Origin of the sequence: Streptomyces chromofuscus (assembly GCF_015160875.1) — a bacterium.
GTDB lineage: Bacteria > Actinomycetota > Actinomycetes > Streptomycetales > Streptomycetaceae > Streptomyces > Streptomyces chromofuscus.
Window position 1 is genome coordinate 1,640,951 of the sequence record NZ_CP063374.1, and the last position, 17,023, is coordinate 1,657,973.

At 73.4% G+C, this 17,023-nt stretch carries 14 protein-coding genes and 1 tRNA gene; 9 read left to right on the forward strand and 6 right to left on the reverse strand.

What is annotated here, in order from left to right; genetic code table 11:
- The first annotated feature begins 127 nt into the window (after positions 1 to 127).
- Together IPT68_RS07425 and IPT68_RS07430 are read left to right on the forward strand one after the other, a co-directional pair.
- Positions 128 to 1,114 carry an aldo/keto reductase gene (locus IPT68_RS07425; protein WP_189699464.1) on the forward strand — a complete coding sequence of 329 codons (987 nt, stop codon included), beginning with the start codon at positions 128 to 130 and terminating at the stop codon, positions 1,112 to 1,114.
- Positions 1,111 to 3,477 (forward strand): helix-hairpin-helix domain-containing protein, encoded by a 2,367-nt coding sequence (locus tag IPT68_RS07430; protein ID WP_189699465.1) that lies wholly within the window; start codon positions 1,111 to 1,113, stop codon positions 3,475 to 3,477. The genes IPT68_RS07425 and IPT68_RS07430 overlap by 4 nt, the downstream gene beginning before the upstream one ends.
- 78 nt (positions 3,478 to 3,555) lie before the next feature.
- On the opposite strand, the gene IPT68_RS07435 is transcribed toward IPT68_RS07430, so the two are convergent.
- Positions 3,556 to 4,254 carry a hypothetical protein gene (locus IPT68_RS07435; protein WP_194074058.1) on the reverse strand — a complete coding sequence of 233 codons (699 nt, stop codon included), beginning with the start codon at positions 4,252 to 4,254 and terminating at the stop codon, positions 3,556 to 3,558.
- Between the two features lie 47 nt (positions 4,255 to 4,301).
- Here IPT68_RS07435 and IPT68_RS07440 point away from each other — a divergent pair, with 47 nt between their 5' ends.
- A complete protein-coding gene (locus IPT68_RS07440) occupies positions 4,302 to 4,490 on the forward strand; it encodes a DUF5703 family protein (protein WP_043499282.1) in 189 nt (62 codons plus the stop codon).
- Between the two features lie 93 nt (positions 4,491 to 4,583).
- On the opposite strand, the gene IPT68_RS34785 is transcribed toward IPT68_RS07440, so the two are convergent.
- From IPT68_RS34785 to IPT68_RS07455, 3 genes are all read right to left on the reverse strand, one after another.
- On the reverse strand, positions 4,584 to 5,447 hold the full coding sequence (locus tag IPT68_RS34785) for a chaplin (protein ID WP_189699467.1): 864 nt from the start codon (positions 5,445 to 5,447) through the stop codon (positions 4,584 to 4,586).
- 112 nt (positions 5,448 to 5,559) lie between these two features.
- A complete protein-coding gene (gene chpH, locus IPT68_RS07450) occupies positions 5,560 to 5,793 on the reverse strand; it encodes a chaplin ChpH (RefSeq protein ID WP_189699468.1) in 234 nt (77 codons plus the stop codon).
- Between the two features lie 157 nt (positions 5,794 to 5,950).
- A complete protein-coding gene (locus IPT68_RS07455; RefSeq protein WP_189699469.1) occupies positions 5,951 to 7,276 on the reverse strand; it encodes a M20/M25/M40 family metallo-hydrolase in 1,326 nt (441 codons plus the stop codon).
- A 198-nt stretch (positions 7,277 to 7,474) separates the two neighbouring features.
- Here IPT68_RS07455 and IPT68_RS07460 point away from each other — a divergent pair.
- The 3 genes from IPT68_RS07460 to IPT68_RS07470 all read left to right on the forward strand — a co-directional run bounded on the left by IPT68_RS07460 (position 7,475) and on the right by IPT68_RS07470 (position 13,146).
- Positions 7,475 to 7,562, forward strand: a tRNA-Leu gene (locus IPT68_RS07460).
- Between the two features lie 281 nt (positions 7,563 to 7,843).
- The gene (locus IPT68_RS07465; RefSeq protein ID WP_189699470.1) at positions 7,844 to 11,710 is read left to right on the forward strand and encodes a Pls/PosA family non-ribosomal peptide synthetase; all 3,867 of its coding nucleotides are present in this window, start codon (positions 7,844 to 7,846) and stop codon (positions 11,708 to 11,710) included.
- A gap of 65 nt (positions 11,711 to 11,775) precedes the next feature.
- Entirely contained in the window at positions 11,776 to 13,146 is a 1,371-nt protein-coding gene (locus IPT68_RS07470) for a M1 family metallopeptidase (protein WP_189699471.1), read from the forward strand.
- 11 nt (positions 13,147 to 13,157) lie between these two features.
- On the opposite strand, the gene IPT68_RS07475 is transcribed toward IPT68_RS07470, so the two are convergent.
- Positions 13,158 to 13,748, reverse strand: coding sequence for a TetR/AcrR family transcriptional regulator (locus IPT68_RS07475; protein WP_189699472.1), 591 nt, complete (start codon positions 13,746 to 13,748; stop codon positions 13,158 to 13,160).
- Positions 13,749 to 13,865: 117 nt separating this feature from the next.
- Here IPT68_RS07475 and IPT68_RS07480 point away from each other — a divergent pair, with 117 nt between their 5' ends.
- Entirely contained in the window at positions 13,866 to 14,876 is a 1,011-nt protein-coding gene (locus tag IPT68_RS07480; protein ID WP_189699473.1) for an aldo/keto reductase, read from the forward strand.
- Positions 14,877 to 15,164: 288 nt separating this feature from the next.
- Positions 15,165 to 15,623, forward strand: a complete 459-nt coding sequence (locus tag IPT68_RS07485) for a YchJ family protein (RefSeq protein WP_373300645.1) — start codon at positions 15,165 to 15,167, stop codon at positions 15,621 to 15,623.
- A 9-nt stretch (positions 15,624 to 15,632) separates the two neighbouring features.
- Here IPT68_RS07485 and IPT68_RS07490 read toward each other — a convergent pair whose 3' ends face one another.
- Positions 15,633 to 16,334, reverse strand: coding sequence for a FadR/GntR family transcriptional regulator (locus IPT68_RS07490; protein ID WP_189699475.1), 702 nt, complete (start codon positions 16,332 to 16,334; stop codon positions 15,633 to 15,635).
- A gap of 141 nt (positions 16,335 to 16,475) precedes the next feature.
- Between IPT68_RS07490 and IPT68_RS07495 the strand changes: the two genes are divergently transcribed.
- The gene (locus IPT68_RS07495) at positions 16,476 to 17,003 is read left to right on the forward strand and encodes a gluconokinase (protein WP_189699476.1); all 528 of its coding nucleotides are present in this window, start codon (positions 16,476 to 16,478) and stop codon (positions 17,001 to 17,003) included.
- Positions 17,004 to 17,023 lie beyond the last annotated feature (20 nt).

A 17,023-nucleotide genomic window follows, 5' to 3' on the forward strand; every position in this document is an offset into this window, starting at 1 on the left:
CTAGCGTGGGGGTGGTGGATCGCCCAGGCCACGGGTCGGCCGGCCGGGAACTCGCCGCCCGGCTCGGGGAAACCGGTTGTCCACAGGCAACCCACGGCACCAGTTCTGGCCAGTAATCTCGGCGGTCATGGAGCAGAGGCATCTCGGCCGTACCGGCCTGCGTGTGTCCCGGATCGGACTCGGCACCCTGACCTGGGGGCGGGACACCGACGAGCATGATGCCGCGGACCTGCTGAAGACGTTCTGGGAAGCGGGCGGGACCCTCGTCGACACGGCGGACGTCTACGGGAACGGCGAGTCCGAGTACCTGCTCGGGCGGCTGATGGAAGGGCTCGTGCCGCGTCGTGACCTGGTGCTGTCGACCAAGGCGGGGAGCGTGCCGGACCCGGACCGGCGGTTCGACGGCTCGCGGGGGCATCTGCTGGCCGCGCTGGACGCCTCGCTCGCCCGGCTCGGCACGGACTACGTCGACGTCTGGCACATCCACGCCTTCGACCCGGACACCCCGCTGGAGGAGACCCTCCATGCGCTGGACCTGGCGGTCAGCAGCGGGCGGGCGCGGTACGCCGGGGTCTCGAACTTCTGCGGCTGGCAGCTGGCGAAGGCGGCGACCTGGCAGCTGGCGGCGCCGGGGGTGCGGACCCGGCTGGCGAGCACGCAGATGGAGTACTCGCTGCTCCAGCGCGGCGTCGAGCGGGAGGTGCTGCCGGCCGCGCTGGACCTGGGCCTCGGGCTGCTGCCGTCGTCGCCGCTGGGGCGGGGTGTGCTGACCGGGAAGTACCGGGGCAACGCCCTGCCGCCGGACTCGCGGGGGGCCTCGGAGCATCTGGCGCCCTTCGTGGAGCCGTACCTCGACGACACCGCCGGCCGCGTCGTGGACGCCGTGACGACGGCGGCGGACGGGCTGGCGGTCACCCCGCTCCAGGTGGCTCTCGCGTGGGTGCGGGACCGGCCCGGGGTGGTCGCGCCGATCGTGGGCGCGCGTACGGCGCAGCAGCTCACGGCGGCGTTGTCAGTGGAGGCGCTTAGTCTTCCTGTCGAGATCTGCAGGGCGCTCGACGATGTGTCGGCGCCCGTGCACCGCTATCCCGATCACGACTGGAGCACGCTGTGAGCACGGAGCCGGAGACCACCGAGGACGCCGAGCCGAGGAAGCCGGACGCCACGGAGACCGGGGCTGCGGAGACCGGGGCTGCGGAGACCGGGGCTGCGGGGACGGAGGGTGGTCAGGGGCCGGGGGCCGGGGCCGCGGACGCCGGAAACGGTGGGGGGCCGGAGCCCGAGGCCGCGGACGCCGGGCGAGGTGGGGCTCCGGAGGCCGGGGCCGATGAGCCGGCGGACGTGGCGGGTTCCGCGAGGGGCGAGCTGTCCGAGGCGGAGGCCGAGCTGGCGGCCCAGCGACTGGAGCGGGAGCGGATCGAGCGCCGCAAGGCGGAGCGGCAGGGGCCCGTCCGGGCCGGGGCGAAGCTCAGCGGGAAGGCCGCCGAACTGCTCGCGGCCGTGCGTGCGGTCGAGAGCGGGGAGAAGCCGCCCGCGACCGTGTTCGAGGAGCCGCCGCCTCGTCGGCAGGCTCCGGAGCCGGTGCGGCGGACGCAGCCGGTGGTGCCGGTGACGGTCGGCGCGCCCGCGCCCGAGGTCGTGGAGGGCGCGCGGCGGGTGCTGGGCGAGGGGGGTGCCCCCGAGGCGTTCGCCGAGCAGGTCGCGGCGGTGCTGGGCGAGGGGGCGGACGAGCTGCTCCGGGCCGACCCCTGGCAGCTGCTGCGGGTCGGCGGGGTGCGGCCGGAGCAGGCCGACGGTTTCGCGCGGGCCCTGCTGGGGCCGGAGTGCGGACCCGACGACGAACGACGGGGTCGCGCGATCACCGTGTGGCTCCTGGAGCAGGCGGCGCTCGCCGGGCACACCGCGCTGGAGATGCCCGCGCTGACCGCCGCGCTGGCGCAGCGAGGGGTGCCGGATCCGGACGGCGCCGTGCAGGGTGCGCTCACCGAGGGGGACGCGCTGGCCTTCCAGGACGTGCTGGAGGAGGGCGCCGCCGAAGAGGACGAGGAGGAGGGCCAAGGCGAGGAGCGTCCTGTCCGGGTCCTCGTCGGGCTGGAACGGTACGCCCTCGCCGAGGAGAGCCTCGCCGACGGTCTGGCCCGGTTGATCAACTCCGTGCCGAAGGAGGACGGTCGGGGCGAGGCCTGGGAACGGGCGGCCGACGGCGCCCGGGGAGCGGCCCGCGAGCTGATCCGGGCGGTCGCCGGGTACGGGCTGGTGCTGCACACCGGCGGCGAGGCGTCCCGGTCCGAGGCGGCCGAACTGGTGCGCGCCGCGCGGGGCCTTGGGCTGCGGGTCTGGGCCGCCGCGCACAGTCCCGTCGGGCGGGGGCGGTTCGCGACCCTCGTGGGCGGGCCGGAGGCGGGGGCCGGGACGGTCGCCGGGTCGGAGGCCGGGATGCCCACGGCAGCCGGGGGCGAGGCCACGGCGGCTGCGGCACCCGGGCCGGAGATCGGGATGGCGACGGCAGCCGGGGCGGCGGCCGGGGTGGTCACGGTCGCCGGGCTGCTGGGCGGGGCGGACGGGCCGGGGCGGGACGCCGACGGGGCGCTCGACCTCGATCTGCTCGTCGTGCTCGACGCGCCTCAGCTCGACGTCGAGACGGCCGCGCTGCTCGTGGAGTCGCTGCCGGACGGGGCGCGGCTGGTGCTGGCCGGGGACCCGGCAGTGCTGTGGTCCATCGGTCCCGGGCGGGTCTTCGCGGACCTGCTGGCGGTGCGCAGGTGCCCCCACGTCGCGTCGCGGCGACCGGACCCCGGCCCGCTGGGCGAGCTGGTGTCCGGAATCGGCGCCGGCGAGCTGCTCCAGGTCGAGGCGCCCGGCAAGGAGGTCGTGATCGTGCCGGTGCGGGACGCGGGCGAGGCGGTGCACCGGACCGTCCAGCTCGTCGCCGACTCGGTGCCGCGGGCCATCGGCGTGCCGCCGGAGGAAACGGTGGTCATCACGCCGGGGCACGGCGGCGCGGCGGGGACGCGGGCGCTGAACGCCGCGCTGAAGGAGCGGCTCAACCCCGGCCCGGGACGCTTCGGCGGCTTCGACCCCGGCGACCGCGTCGCCTACTCCCCCGTGCCGGGACGGATACTGCCGGGACGGGTGGTCGGGGCCGACGCCGAGGGGCTGCGCCTGTCGTGCGCCGGGGACGCCGTCATCGTGCCGAAGGAGCGGGTGGAGCAGTCCGTCCGCCACGGCTGGGCCCTGACCGCGCACCAGGCGGTGGGCACCCGCTGGCCCGCGGTGGTCGCCGTGCTGCCCGGCGACGCCGCCCAGACCCTCAGCCGGCCCTGGGTGTACACGGCGTTCAGCCGCGCGGAACGCCACCTGTCGGTGGTCCACGGCGTGGAGCAGGCCCTGCCGAGGGCGGTCGCGGAGGTCACGGCGAAGCCCCGGACGACGCGCCTGTCGGTGCTGCTGGAGGCACAGGTGCCCGCGGCGGGCTGACGAAGACGGGCCGAGACAGAAGGCGGCGGCCCCGGGGAAGTCCCCGGGGCCGCCGCCCCTCGTTCACCGGGTGCCTGGTCAGCGGCGGTCCGCCTCCAGGGGTTCCAGATCCTCGTCCTCGTCCAGGTCCAGGTCGTCCTCGAGATCGTCCGGCTCGTCCTCGTCGTCCGGCTCGTCGTCGTCGAAGACGGCGCTGACGTCGAAGCGGCACACCACCGTCTGCGGGTCGACGGCCTCGAACGGCGCCTCCAGCCACTCACCGGGGTCGGCGGGTTCCTCCGCGGCCGTGACCCACAGCGTGGAGTCGCCCTCCTCCAGGCCGAACTCCTTGTGCCGGGAAGCGATCTCGTCGGCTTCGAACTCCCCGAACAGGATGCCCAGAGCCCCGTGGATCGTGCTCGCGGCCTCCGCGCCCGTACTGTCCTCGTCGGCCGCCTCGATCCGCTGGGCCTGCGCCAGCAGTCGCTGTGGCTCCGCCACCGCGTAGTCGCGGCGGATCAGCACACTCAGGGCGTTCGGTTCCTCGGGCCCCGTGTACGGCGGCAGCGTGTCCTCCGCGCCGGGGATCTCGAAGGGCGTGACCTCGTCGTAACGGTCGTAGAGCAGCTCGTCGTACGCCTCTGCGGCCGCCGCCAGCTGGTTGAACGCCTCGTAGACGGCCGGGTCGTCCTCACCCGACCTGCGTTCGACCGCCGCGAGATGACGGTCGAGCGCGGTCTTGACCGCCTCGACGGCGGCACGTACCTCGGCAGCGGTGGGCTGCGCAGCATCAGACATAGAGCAGACGCTATCCGTACTGGGCCGTTGCCCGCACAATAGATGCGATGCCGGAATACGAATTTGTCGACGTGTACGTACCGCGCGGGGTCTCCCGCAAGGACGCCACGCGCCTGCTGACCGACCATGCCGAGTACGGACACTGGGAGTTGCACCGCCTCAGCCTGCTGCGCGACGGCAGCCGCAGGGTGCGGCTGCGCCGCAGGATCATCCGCCAGGTGCGGGCCACGTGGTGAGCTGATGCGGCGGAAACGGAAGCGGAGCGGGCCCCGCCGGATGCGGGGCCCGATCCGTTCGTCCGGTGGCGGGTGCGGTGCCGCCGGACGTCGCTACGCCGCCGAGGAGCGCGCCCTGCGGTAGAGCACGGCGCCCGCCAGCAGCGCCCCCGCGCCCAGCGACGCGGCCGCGCCCACTGGCAGGCCGCTGCCGGTCCGGGCGAGCTCGGAGCCGTCGCCGAGCTGGGTGACGGCCGCGGCGCCGGGGCGGTCGCCGCCGCGGGAGCCGTTGTCGTCCCCGGTGCCGGTGCCGCCGTCGTCCCGGGAGCCGGAGCCGGAGTCGACGTCGCGGTCGCCCGGCGTCCCCGGCTGCCCGGGCCGGCCCGGCTCACCCGGGTTGCCCGGCGTCCCCGGCGTCCCCGGCGTCCCCGGCGTCCCCGGCGTCCCCGGCGGGGTCGTACCGCCGCCTCCCCCCGGCGGCGTGGTGTGACCGTCGCCGGCGCCACCGCCGTTCACGCAGTCGCCGCCGACGGCCGCGTTGCCGACGCCGATGACGTTGACGCTGTTGCCGCAGACGTTGACCGGCACGTGGACCGGCGCCTGGACGTGGTTGCCGGAGCCGACGCCGGGCGAGCCGTCGGCGTGCCCGTCCGCGTGCGCCCCGCCGCCGGAGCCGCCGTGGTTGCCCGAGTCGCCGTACCCGTCGTCGTGGCCGCCCGGCGAGCCGTCGCCCCCGCCCTGGTTGGCGCACGCGTTGCCGTTCGCCGGGTTCAGGATGCCGACGACGCTCACGGTGTTGCCGCAGAAGTTGACCGGCACGTGCACCGGGGCCTGCACCGTGTTGCCGGACAGCACGCCCGGCGAGTTCGAAGCGGAGCCGCTCGCGCCCGAGTCGGCGTGGGCGTGGCCGCTCGCTGCGGCGATCACGCCGGTCGCCGCCGCCACGGTCATCAGTCCCTTGCGGGTGCCCTGTCGCATTGCTGAATTCCTGCCTTCCCCCTCTTGACCTACGTGAAAAGACCGGTCGGTCCCGGGGCGCATGGCGTGCGCTCCGGGACCGACGGCGTGGACGAACCTCAGAAGGGCAGCGTCACTTGTTGATGCAGGTGTTGCCGAAGGCGGGGTTCAGCAGCCCGATCACCGAGATCGTGTTGCCGCAGACGTTCACGGGGACGTGCACCGGAACCTGAATCACGTTGCCGGACACGACGCCCGGGGAACCCACGGCGGCACCCTGGGCGCCGGAGTCGGCGACGGCGAGGCCCGCGCCCGCGAGAACGAGGCCACCGGTGGCAGCCGCAGCGGCGACGATCTTCTTGATCATTATTCCTCCTTGTTGGCAATGCGATCACAAGTAGCTGATCGCATCACCAGTAACGAGGAGGAACTAATAGGGCTACGACCTGATGAGCGCATTCACCCCCCACGGTCATGCCGGGTACACACGGGCGAATACTGAAGTGTCGTTTCAGTGGGCCAATTCAGGACGCATCGATGAACCGGTCGAGCACCCGCACGCCGAACTTCAGCCCGTCCACGGGCACGCGTTCGTCGACGCCGTGGAACATCCCGGCGAAGTCCAGCTCCGGCGGCAGCTTCAGCGGCGCGAAGCCGAAGCAGCGGATGCCGAGGTCGTCGAAGGACTTGGCGTCGGTGCCGCCGGAGAGCATGTAGGGCACGGCCCGCGCGATCGGGTCCTCGGCGCTGAGCGCGCTCTGCATGGCGCCGACGAGCTTGCCGTCGAAGTCGGTCTCCAGCGCCTTGTCGGCGTGCACGTCCTCGCGCCGCACGCGCGGGCCGAGCAGCCGGTCCAGGTCGGCGAGGAACTCCTCCTCGTGGCCGGGCAGGAACCGCCCGTCGACGTGCGCGGTGGCCTGGCCGGGAATGACGTTGACCTTGTAACCCGCGCCGAGCATGGTGGGCGCGGCCGAGTTGCGCAGGGTGGCGCCGATCATCTTGGCGATGCCGCCGAGCCTGGCGAGGGTCTCGTCCATGTTCTCCGGGTCGAGTTCGACGCCGAGCGCGTCGGAGAGCTCGTCGAGGAAGGACCGCACGGTCTTGGTGACCCGCACCGGCCAGGTGTGCCGGCCGAGCCGCCCGACGGCCTCGCACAGCTCGGTGATCGCGTTGTCGTGGTTGGTCATCGAGCCGTGACCGGCCGTGCCGTCCACGGTGAGCCGCATCCAGTGCATGCCCTTCTGGGCGGTCTCGACGAGGTAGAGGCGCAGCTGCTCGTTGACGGTGAAGGAGAACCCGCCGACCTCGCCGATCCCCTCGGTCACGCCCTCGAACAGGTCGGGGTGCTTGTCGACCAGGTATCGCGCGCCCCAGGTGCCGCCGGCCTCCTCGTCGGCGAGGAAGGCGAGCACGATGTCGCGCGGGGGCTTGCGTCCGGCGCGCAGCCGGTCGCGGACGACCGCGAGGGTCATCGCGTCCATGTCCTTCATGTCGACGGCGCCCCGGCCCCACACGCACCCGTCCGCGATCTCGCCGGAGAAGGGGTGGTGGGTCCAGTCGGCCGCGTTGGCCGGTACGACGTCGAGGTGACCGTGGATGAGCAGCGCGGGCCGGGAGGGGTCCTCGCCCTCGATCCGGGCCACCGTGGAGGCCCGGCCCTTGTGGGACTCGATGATCCGCGGTTCGAGGCCCACCTCGGCGAGCTTGCCGGCGACGTACTCGGCCGCCTCGCGCTCGCCCGGCCCCGAGTGGTCGCCGTAGTTGCTGGTGTCGATCCGGATCAGCTCGCGGCAGAGGTCGACGACCTCGTCCTCGCCGGTGACGCCTTCGGCCGTGCCCGTGTCGCTCACGCCGCTTCCTTCCGCAGTCGCCGCTGGTGGTCTCCCTCATCCTCCCCCCGAGCCCGGCCCCGCCCCAAGACCGCTCCCGGCCCGTCACAGGGCGTTCACGGCGCCCGGGGCGCGCACGGGGGTGTGATCAGCCACCTCCGAAAGCCTGGTAATGTTTACGTCGTCGCCGCGGGGGAAACCCAGCGCGACAGACACCTTGTCCGGGTGGCGGAATGGCAGACGCGCTAGCTTGAGGTGCTAGTGCCCTTTATCGGGCGTGGGGGTTCAAGTCCCCCCTCGGACACCAGCTGAGACCCCTGTTCACCAGGGGTCTTTTGCGTTGCCCGGAAGCATCCCGGGCTGGGTGTGGGCCATCTCTCGCCCGCCGGGAGATCCCGAGGTCACGACCGCCCAACGCCCCTTGCCGCACAGCCCGAACGGCCTCTCCCCGGTGGCCGACAAGGAAGGTCGAACCTACCGTCGTACTAAAATTTCCGGCTTGTTACCGAGCTGGAGCCGGACAACCCCAGGCAGACCTGCGGGCCCGCCAGCGCCCCGGAGGTTCCGGGAACGAGACGCGAGGACCCGATGGCAGCCATAGACGAGAGCAGTGCTCTCGGCCTGCTCGACGAAGAGATCCGTGAGCGGTTCGGTGACAGGGCGCGTTTCTCCGGCGGGCCGGCCGCCTCCCCGCGGACGCTGGTGGACGTCTTCGAGGCGTCCGTGCGGGCACATCCGGACGAACTCGCGCTGGACGACGGGGCGGTCCGGCTCACCTACCGGGCGCTCGCCGTGGAGGTGGAGCGGCTGCGGGGGCGGCTCGCCGCGGCCGGGGTGGGGCTCGGGGACCGGGTGGGGGTCCGGGTGCCGTCGGGGACGAATGACCTGTACGTCGCGATCCTCGCCGTGCTCGCGGCCGGGGCCGCCTATGTGCCCGTGGATGCCGAGGACCCCGACGAGCGGGCCGAGTTGGTGTTCGGGGAGGCGGGGGTACGGGCCGTCGTCGGGGCCGGGCACCGGCTGACCGTGAACGGCCGGTCGGACGTCGCGGCCGCGCGGCCCGGCGCGGAGCACGACGCCTGGATCATCTTCACGTCCGGGTCCACCGGGAAGCCCAAGGGCGTGGCCGTCAGTCATCGCAGCGCGGCCGCCTTCGTGGACGCCGAGGCCGCGCTGTTCCTGACCGAGGAGCCGATCGGGCCCGGGGACCGGGTCATGGCGGGGCTGTCGGTCGCGTTCGACGCGTCCTGCGAGGAGATGTGGCTGGCCTGGCGGTACGGGGCCTGCCTGGTGCCGGTGCCGCGGGCGCGGGTGCGCAGCGGGGCCGACCTCGGGCCGTGGCTGGTCGAGCAGGAGATCACGGTCGTGTCGACCGTGCCGACGCTGGCCGCGCTGTGGGAGCCGGAGACCCTCAACGACGTACGGCTGCTGATCTTCGGCGGTGAGGCCTGCCCGCCCGAGCTGGCGCAGCGGCTGGTCACCGAGGGGCGGGAGGTCTGGAACACGTACGGGCCGACCGAGGCGACCGTCGTGGCGTGCGCGTCGCTGATGAGCGGTGCGGAGCCGGTGCGGATCGGGCTGCCGCTGCGGGGCTGGGAGCTGGCCGTCGTGGACGAGGCCGGGGAGCCCGTCGCGATGGGCGGCAGCGGGCAGTTGGTGATCGGGGGCGTGGGGCTCGCCCGCTACCTCGACGCCGAGAAGGACGCGGAGAAGTACGCGCCGCTCGAGTCGCTGGGGTGGCAACGGGCGTACCGCAGCGGTGATCTGGTGCGCGCCGAGCCGGAAGGGCTGGTCTTCCTCGGGCGGGCCGACGAGCAGATCAAGCTCGGCGGGCGGCGGATCGAGCTGGGCGAGGTGGACGCCGCGTTGCAGGCGCTGCCCGGTGTCGCGGGCGCCGCCGCGGCCGTGCGGACCGCGCGCAGCGGCAACCAGCTGCTCGTCGGGTACGTCGTCACCCAGGACGGGTGGGACGCCAGGGCGGCGGTGGAACGGCTGCGCGCCGAACTGCCCGCGGCGCTGGTGCCGCTGCTCGCGCCGGTCGCCGAGCTGCCGACCCGGACGTCCGGCAAGGTCGACCGGAACGCGCTGCCCTGGCCCCTGGAGGGGGTCGCGACCGGCGGCGAGGCCGAGCGGCTGTACGGCACCGAGGCCTGGCTCGCCGAGCAGTGGACCGAGGTGCTCGGCATTCCGGTCACCGCGGCCTCCGACGACTTCTTCACGATCGGCGGGGGCAGCCTCGCCGCCGCTCAGCTGACCACGCGGCTGCGGACCCGCTATCCGAGTGCGGCCGTGCTGGACATCTACCAGCAGCCCACCCTGCGGAAGCTGGCGCGGCGGCTGGAGGAGTCGGCGCAGGACGACGCGGCGCGGCGGACGATCGCCCCGGTGCCGAGGCGCGCCCAGGTCATCCAGCTGCTCGCCCTCGTGCCGCTGTTCGCGTTGACCGGGCTGCGCTGGACGGTCGTCCTGGCCGCCTGCGGGAACGTGCTGAGCGGGTACGGCCGGCTGCCGACGGCGCCCTGGTGGGTCGTCGGCGCCGGGGCGGTGCTGTTGTTCACTCCGCCGGGGCGGCTCGCCGTCGCCGCCGGCGGGGCGCGGCTGTTGCTGCGTGGTGTGCGGGCGGGGCGGTATCCGCGCGGTGGCGGCGTGCACCTGCGGCTGTGGGCGGCGGAGCGGCTGGCCGAGGCGAGCGGCGCGACCTCGCTGACCGGGGTGTGGCTGCTGCGGTACGCGCGGGCGCTGGGCGCCAGGGTCGGGCAGGACGTCGATCTGCACTCGCTGCCGCCGGTCACCGGCATGCTCAGGCTGGGGCGGGGCGCGGCCGTGGAGTCCGAGGTGGACCTGTCCGGGTACTGGCTGGACGGGGACCGGCTGGAGGTCGGGCCGGTGAGGGTCGGCGCGCATGCCGTCGTCGGTACACGCAGCGTGCTCTTCCCGGGGGCGCGGGTCGGCAAGCGGGCCGAGGTGGCGCCCGGGTCGGCGGTCGCCGGGCAGATTCCCACCGGGCAGCGGTGGGCCGGCGCGCCCGCGGTCAAGCTCGGCAGGGCCAAGCGGAACTGGCCGAGGGAACGGCCGGAGCGGGGTGTGCTCTGGCGGGTGATGTACGGGGCCTCCGGGCTCGCGCTGTCGGCGCTGCCGGTGCTGGGTGCCGGGGCCGCGCTGGGAGTGACGGGCCTGTTCGTCGCCCCGGGTGACGGGCTCGCGCGGGCCCTCGCCGGTGGCGCGCTGGCGCTGGTGCCGGCGACGCTCGCCTTCGGGTCGGCGTACGCGCTGCTGATCCTTCTCGGAGTGCGGCTGCTGAGCCTGGGGCTGCGGGAGGGGACGTATCCCACGCACAGCAGGGCAGGGTGGCAGGCGTGGACCGTGACCCAGCTGATGGACCGGGCCCGGGAGACGCTGTTCCCGCTGTACGCCGGGCTGGTCACGCCCGTGTGGCTGCGGCTGCTCGGGATGCGGATCGGGCGGGGGGCGGAGGTGTCGACGGTGCTCGCGCTGCCCGGCCTGACCACGGTCGGTGAGGGGGCGTTCCTCGCCGACGACACGCTGACCGCGCCGTACGAACTCGGCGGCGGGTGGATGCGGATCGGGCGCGCGCAGATCGGGCGGCGGGCGTTCCTCGGGAACTCGGGGATGACCGCGCCGGGGCGCAGCGTGCCGGACGGCGGGCTGGTCGGGGTGCTGTCGGCCGCGCCGAAGAAGGCGAAGAAGGGCAGCTCCTATCTGGGGCTGCCGCCGGTGAGGCTGCCGCGCAGCGCCGCCGGCGGCGATCAGAGCCGGACGTACGACCCGCCGGCCCGGTTGCTGTGGGCGCGCGGGCTGGTGGAGCTGTGCCGGATCGTGCCGGTGTTCTGCTCGGCGGGGCTGGCCCTGCTGACGGTGGCCGCGCTGTGTGCGCTGGGCGGCTGGGCCTGGCTGCTGGGCGGTGCCGTGCTGTTCGCGGCGGGTGTGCTCGCGGGCGCCGTGTCCGTGGTGGCCAAGTGGGTGCTCGTGGGGCGGCACCGCAGCGGGGAGCACCCGCTGTGGAGCGGGTTCGTGTGGCGCAACGAGCTGGCGGACACCTTCGTCGAGGTGCTCGGCGTGCCGTGGCTGGCGGGTGCCGTGCCGGGTACGCCGGTGATGACCGCGTGGCTGCGCGGGCTCGGGGCGCGGATCGGCCGGGGCACCTGGGTGGAGAGCTACTGGCTGCCGGAGGCGGATCTGGTGACGCTCCAGGACGCGGTGACCGTGAACCGGGGCTGTGTGCTGCAGACGCACCTCTTCCACGACCGGATCTTGCGGACGGATACTGTGGTTCTCCGTGAGGGCGCGACGCTGGGTCCTGGCGGAATCGTCCTGCCCGGCAGCACCGTGGGCGCCCGCACCACGCTCGGTCCGGCGTCGCTCGTGATGGCGGCGGAGTCCGTCCCCGACGACACCCGGTGGCTGGGCAACCCGATCGAGGCATGGCGCCGGTAGGCGTGCCCGCGGCGTCGGGGGACGAGGAACGTCCGACGAGCACAGGGCAGGGAGCAGACGCGGCAGTGGCGGTACAGCAGGCGGCGGGTCCGGACCCGTACTTTCCGGCCAACGGTGACCACCGGTACCGGGTGCACCGCTACGAACTCGCGCTGGACTACCGGCCGGGGCCCAACCGGCTGGCGGGGACGGCCCGGATCAACGCCATCGCCGGGCGGGCCGCGCTCGCCGAGTTCCAGCTCAATCTCGCCGACTTCAAGGTCGGGCGGGTGCGGGTGGAGGGCCGCCCGGCGCACTACACGCACCGGGGCGGCCGGCTGCGGGTGCGACCCGGCAAGGCGGTGCGGGCCGGGGCCGCGTTCACGGTGGAGGTGCACTGGTCGGGCAATCCCAAGCCGGTCAGCAGCCCCTGGGGCGGGCTCGGTTGGGAGGAGCTGCTCGACGGGGCGCTGGTGGCGAGCCAGCCGGTCGGGGCGCCGTCGTGGTACCCGTGCAACGACCGGCCGGCCGACAAGGCGTCGTACCAGATCTCGATCACCACGCCGTCGGCCTACGCGGTGGTCGCCGGTGGGCGACTGCTGACGCGAACGACGAAGGCCTCCACGACCACCTGGGTGTACGAGCAGCCGGCGCCGACGTCGAGCTATCTGGTGGGGCTGGCCATCGGGAAGTACCAGACGGTGCTGCTGGGCGACCCGGGTCCCGGCGGTGTGCCGCAGCACGGGCACATTCCGGCGCCTCTGCTGCCGCAGTTCTCGCGGGACTTCGCCCGGCAGCCCGCGATGATGGAGCTGTTCCAGGAGTTGTTCGGCACCTATCCGTTCGAGGAGTACGCCGTCGTCGTGACGGAGGAGGAGCTCGATGTGCCGGTCGAGGCACAGGGCTTGTCGCTCTTCGGCGCCAACCATGTGGACGGGGCCCGGGGTTGGGAGCGGCTGATCGCTCACGAGCTGGCGCATCAGTGGTTCGGCAACAGTGTGTCCATCGCGGACTGGCGGCACATCTGGCTGAACGAGGGGTTCGCGAAGTACGCCGAGTGGCTGTGGTCGGAGCGGTCCGGGGGGCCGACCGCGCAGACGCACGCGGCCGCCGCCCACCGGTCGCTGTCGGGGCAGCCGCAGGACCTGAAACTGGCCGATCCCGGGCGCAAGTCGATGTTCGACGACCGGCTGTACCAGCGGGGCGGGCTCGTGGTGCACGCCGTGCGGTGTGCGCTGGGCGACGAGGCCTTCTTCCGGATGCTGCGGGGATGGGTGGCGACGCACCGAGGTGGTTCCGTGACGACGGCGACCTTCACCGCGCATGCGGCGCGCTACGCGTCCGAGCCGCTGGACGGGCTGTTCCGGGCGTGGCTGGAGGAGCCCGCGCTGCCGCCGTTGCCCGAGCAGGAGGTGCGCATCCCGGCGCGGCCCTCCTTTCCGCCGACCGGCGTCTGAGAGCGCTTCGGTCAGTGCGGCCGGCGTAGTCCTGCGACGAGGAGTTCGACCAGGCGGCGTGCGTCGTAGCGGGCGTCGCTGTCCGCGCCGACGCAGAGGTTCCCGACGCCGCGCATGAGCTCGTAGGCCGTGAGGTCGGAGCGGATCTCGCCGGCCTCGGCCGCCGCTTCGAGCAGTTGGGTGCACACGGGCACGAGGCGGTCGATGAAGTAGGCGTGCAGCGCGTCGAAGCCCGCGTTCTCGGACTGGAGCACGGCGGCGAGGCCGTGTTTGGTGACCAGGAAGTCGACGAAGAGATCGATCCATTGCGCCAGCGCGGCATGCGGGGTCGCGCCGTTCGCCAGCAGGGCCGGTCCGGCCTCGGCGCAGGCGTCGACCTGGTGTCGGTAGACGGCGATGATCAGGTCCGCCCGCGTCGGGAAGTGCCGGTAGATCGTGCCCAGCCCGACGCCCGCCTCGGCCGCGATGTCACGGACCGGCGCGTCCACCCCTGACGTGACGAAGACCGCGGCGGCCGCGTCGAGCAGGGCCTCCTTGTTGCGCCGGGCGTCCTTGCGCCTGGGCGCGCTCGTGCGCCCCGCGCTCTCGTCACTGGCGTTCACCGCGCAGCTCCCTCCGCCGCCGCCCCTTGAAAAGCGGAACAGCGTTCCGTATCGTCGCTCTCACCTTCACCGGAACAACGTTCCGTTTCGCTCATCATGCCACGGAGGAGCACAGTCATGCAGTACCGCACCTTGGGCCGCACCGGAGTGCAGGCCAGCGCCCTCGCGCTCGGCGCCATGAACTTCGGCAGGATCGGACGCACCACCCAGGACGAGGCCACCGCCATCGTCGACGCCGCCCTGGAGGGCGGGATCAATGTCGTCGACACCGCCGACATGTACAGCGACGGCGTGTCGGAGGAGATGGTCGGCAAGGCCATCGCCGGCCGCCGCGACGACATCGTGCTGGCCACGAAGGCGAGCATGCCGATGGGCGAGGAGCGCAACCACCAGGGCGCGTCGCGCCGCTGGCTGGTCACCGCGCTCGACAACAGCCTGCGCCGCCTCGGAGTCGACCACGTCGACCTCTACCAGATCCACCGCTGGGACCCGCGCACCAGCGACGAGGAGACCCTGTCGGCGCTGACCGATCTGCAACGAGCCGGAAAGATCCGCTACTTCGGCTCCTCGACCTTCCCCGCCCACCGCATCGTCCAGGCGCAGTGGGCCGCCCGCGAGCATCGTCTGAGCCGCTACGTCACCGAGCAGCCCAGCTACTCGATCCTGCAGCGCGGCATCGAGGCCCATGTGCTGCCCGTGACGGAGGAGTACGGAATGGGCGTGCTGGTCTGGAGCCCACTGGCCTCGGGCTGGCTGTCCGGCGCCGTCCGCGCGGGCCGGGAGATCACCACCAACCGCTCGGCGTTCATGCCGGACCGCTTCGACACCGCCCTCCCCGCCAACCGGGCCAGGCTCGACGCGGTCGAGCGGCTGGCCGCGGTCGCCGACGAGGCCGGCCTGACGCTGATCCAGCTCGCGCTCGGTTTCGTGACCGCGCACCCGGGCGTGACCAGCGCGCTCGTCGGCCCCCGCACGGTGGACCATCTGCGCGCGCAGCTCGCCGCCGCGGACACCGTGCTCTCCCCCGACGTCCTCGACGCGATCGTCGCGCCCGGGGTCGACCTGGCCGCGCACGAGAAGCACGACACTCCCCCCGCGCTCCTCGACCCGTCACTGCGGCGTCGCTGACCCCGAAGGGACCGACACCGTCGTGTCGCACACGCTCCGACCCCGCTTCGGGATCATGACCGCCCCCATGCAGGTCGACTACCAAGACGTCCTGCGCGTCTGGCGCGAGGCCGACGCCGTCCCGGAGATCGAGCACGCCTGGCTGTTCGATCAGCTGATGCCGATCGGCGGCTGGTCCGAGGGAGTTTCCAGAAAGGGGCGGGGAACGCGACTCGCACACGACGTGCGCGTGTCGGGACAGGTCGTGCACACAATCCACACGTGCCGTGGTGCAGCAGAATGGGGCCCATGTCCCGACGCACCGGCGGTTCCCGCCGCCCACGCCCCTCCGCTCCGGCCCACCCTGCGGAATGCCCGTGCGGTCTTGCGGAGACATTCGAGATGTGCTGTGGCCGATTCCTCTCCCAGTCCCGGGCGGGCTGGACCGGGGGTACCGGCACGGGTGGGGCCGCCGCACCGACCGCCGAGGCGCTGATGCGCTCGCGCTACACCGCCTTCGTCCGGCGCGACGAGGCGTACCTGCTGCGGACCTGGCACCCGCGCACCCGGCCGGCACGGCTCGACCTGGACCCCGGCATGCGGTGGACGGGGCTGGAGATCCTGGGCACGACCGACGGGTCGGCGTTCCACAGCACGGGGACGGTGACGTTCCGGGCGTCCTTCGTCGGCGGCGCGCTGCACGAGCGCAGCCGGTTCGAGCGGGTCGACGGCGCGTGGGTGTACGTCGACGGCGAGTTCCTCGACTGAGCGACGGCCCTACGGGGCGAGGATGTCCAGCTCCTGCAGCGCGCCGACCGTGATCTCCCGGGTCAGTTCCTCGGCGCGGGCCGCGTCGCCCTGCCGTACCGCCTCCGCGACCTGGACGTGCAGGGTGACGGCGGCCGGGTCGGGGTCCTCGAACATCACGTCGTGATGGGTGCGGCCGGCCAGCACCTCGGCGACGACGTCACCGAGGCGGGCGAACATCTCGTTGCCGGAGGCGTTGAGGATCACGCGGTGGAAGGCCACGTCGTGGACGAGGTAGCCCTCCAGCTGGTGCCCCCGTGAGTGGGCGACCATGCCGAGGGCGCACTCGGTGAGTTCGGCGCACTGCTCGGCGGTGGCGTTCCTGGCGGCCAGTCCGGCCGCGACCGGTTCGACCGCCGAGCGCAGCACCGTGAGGGAGCGCAGCTGGTGGGGCCGGTCGGCGCCGGTCAGCCGCCAGCGGATGACCTGGGGGTCGTAGACGTTCCACTCGGCCTTGGCGCGGACGGTGACGCCCACCCTGCGGCGGGACTCGACCAGGTGCATCGACTCCAGCACCCGCACCGCCTCGCGCATCACGGAGCGCGACACGTCGAAACGCTGCGCCAGTTCGTCGGTGCGCAACACACTGCCCGGAGGGTACTCGCCCGCCGTGATCTCGGGGCCGAGGGTGTCCAGTACGCGGCCGTGCAGGCCCCGGCCCATCGTGCTCATGCACACAGCGTACGGGGCGGATCACTCGATCAAAAAGTCAGACTTATTCATCACAGAGTCTTGAATTCGTCGTACCTAATGGGTTTCATGTGGCCGACGTCGGTTGCGACGTCGTATGTCGAGGAAGACAGCGAGGCAGTCATGCGTACCCCCCACGTCGTCGTGGTGATGGGCGTCGCCGGCACGGGCAAGACCACCATCGGTCCGCTGCTCGCCGCACGGCTGGGCGTCCCTTATGCCGAGGGCGACGACTTCCACCCGGCGGCCAACATCGCCAAGATGTCGGCCGGGACCCCGCTCGAGGACGAGGACCGGTGGCCGTGGCTGGACGCCATCGGCGTCTGGGCCCACGAGCGGACCGGGCTGGGCGGGGTGGTCAGCAGCTCGGCGCTGAAGCGGTCGTACCGCGACCGGCTCAGGGCCGCCGCACCCGGTGTCGTGTTCGTGCACCTCACCGGCGACCGGGAGCTCATCGAGACCCGGATGGCGCAGCGGCAGGGCCATTTCATGCCGACCGCGCTGCTGGACTCGCAGTTCGCCACGCTCCAGCCGCTCCAGGCGGACGAGGCCGGAGTCGCGGTCGACGTCTCCGGCACCCCCGGGGAGATCACCGCCCGCGCCGTCGCCGCGCTGGACTCCCTCGACTCCACGTCGCCCTCGGCGCCGTGACCCCTCCCCCCATCCCCCGT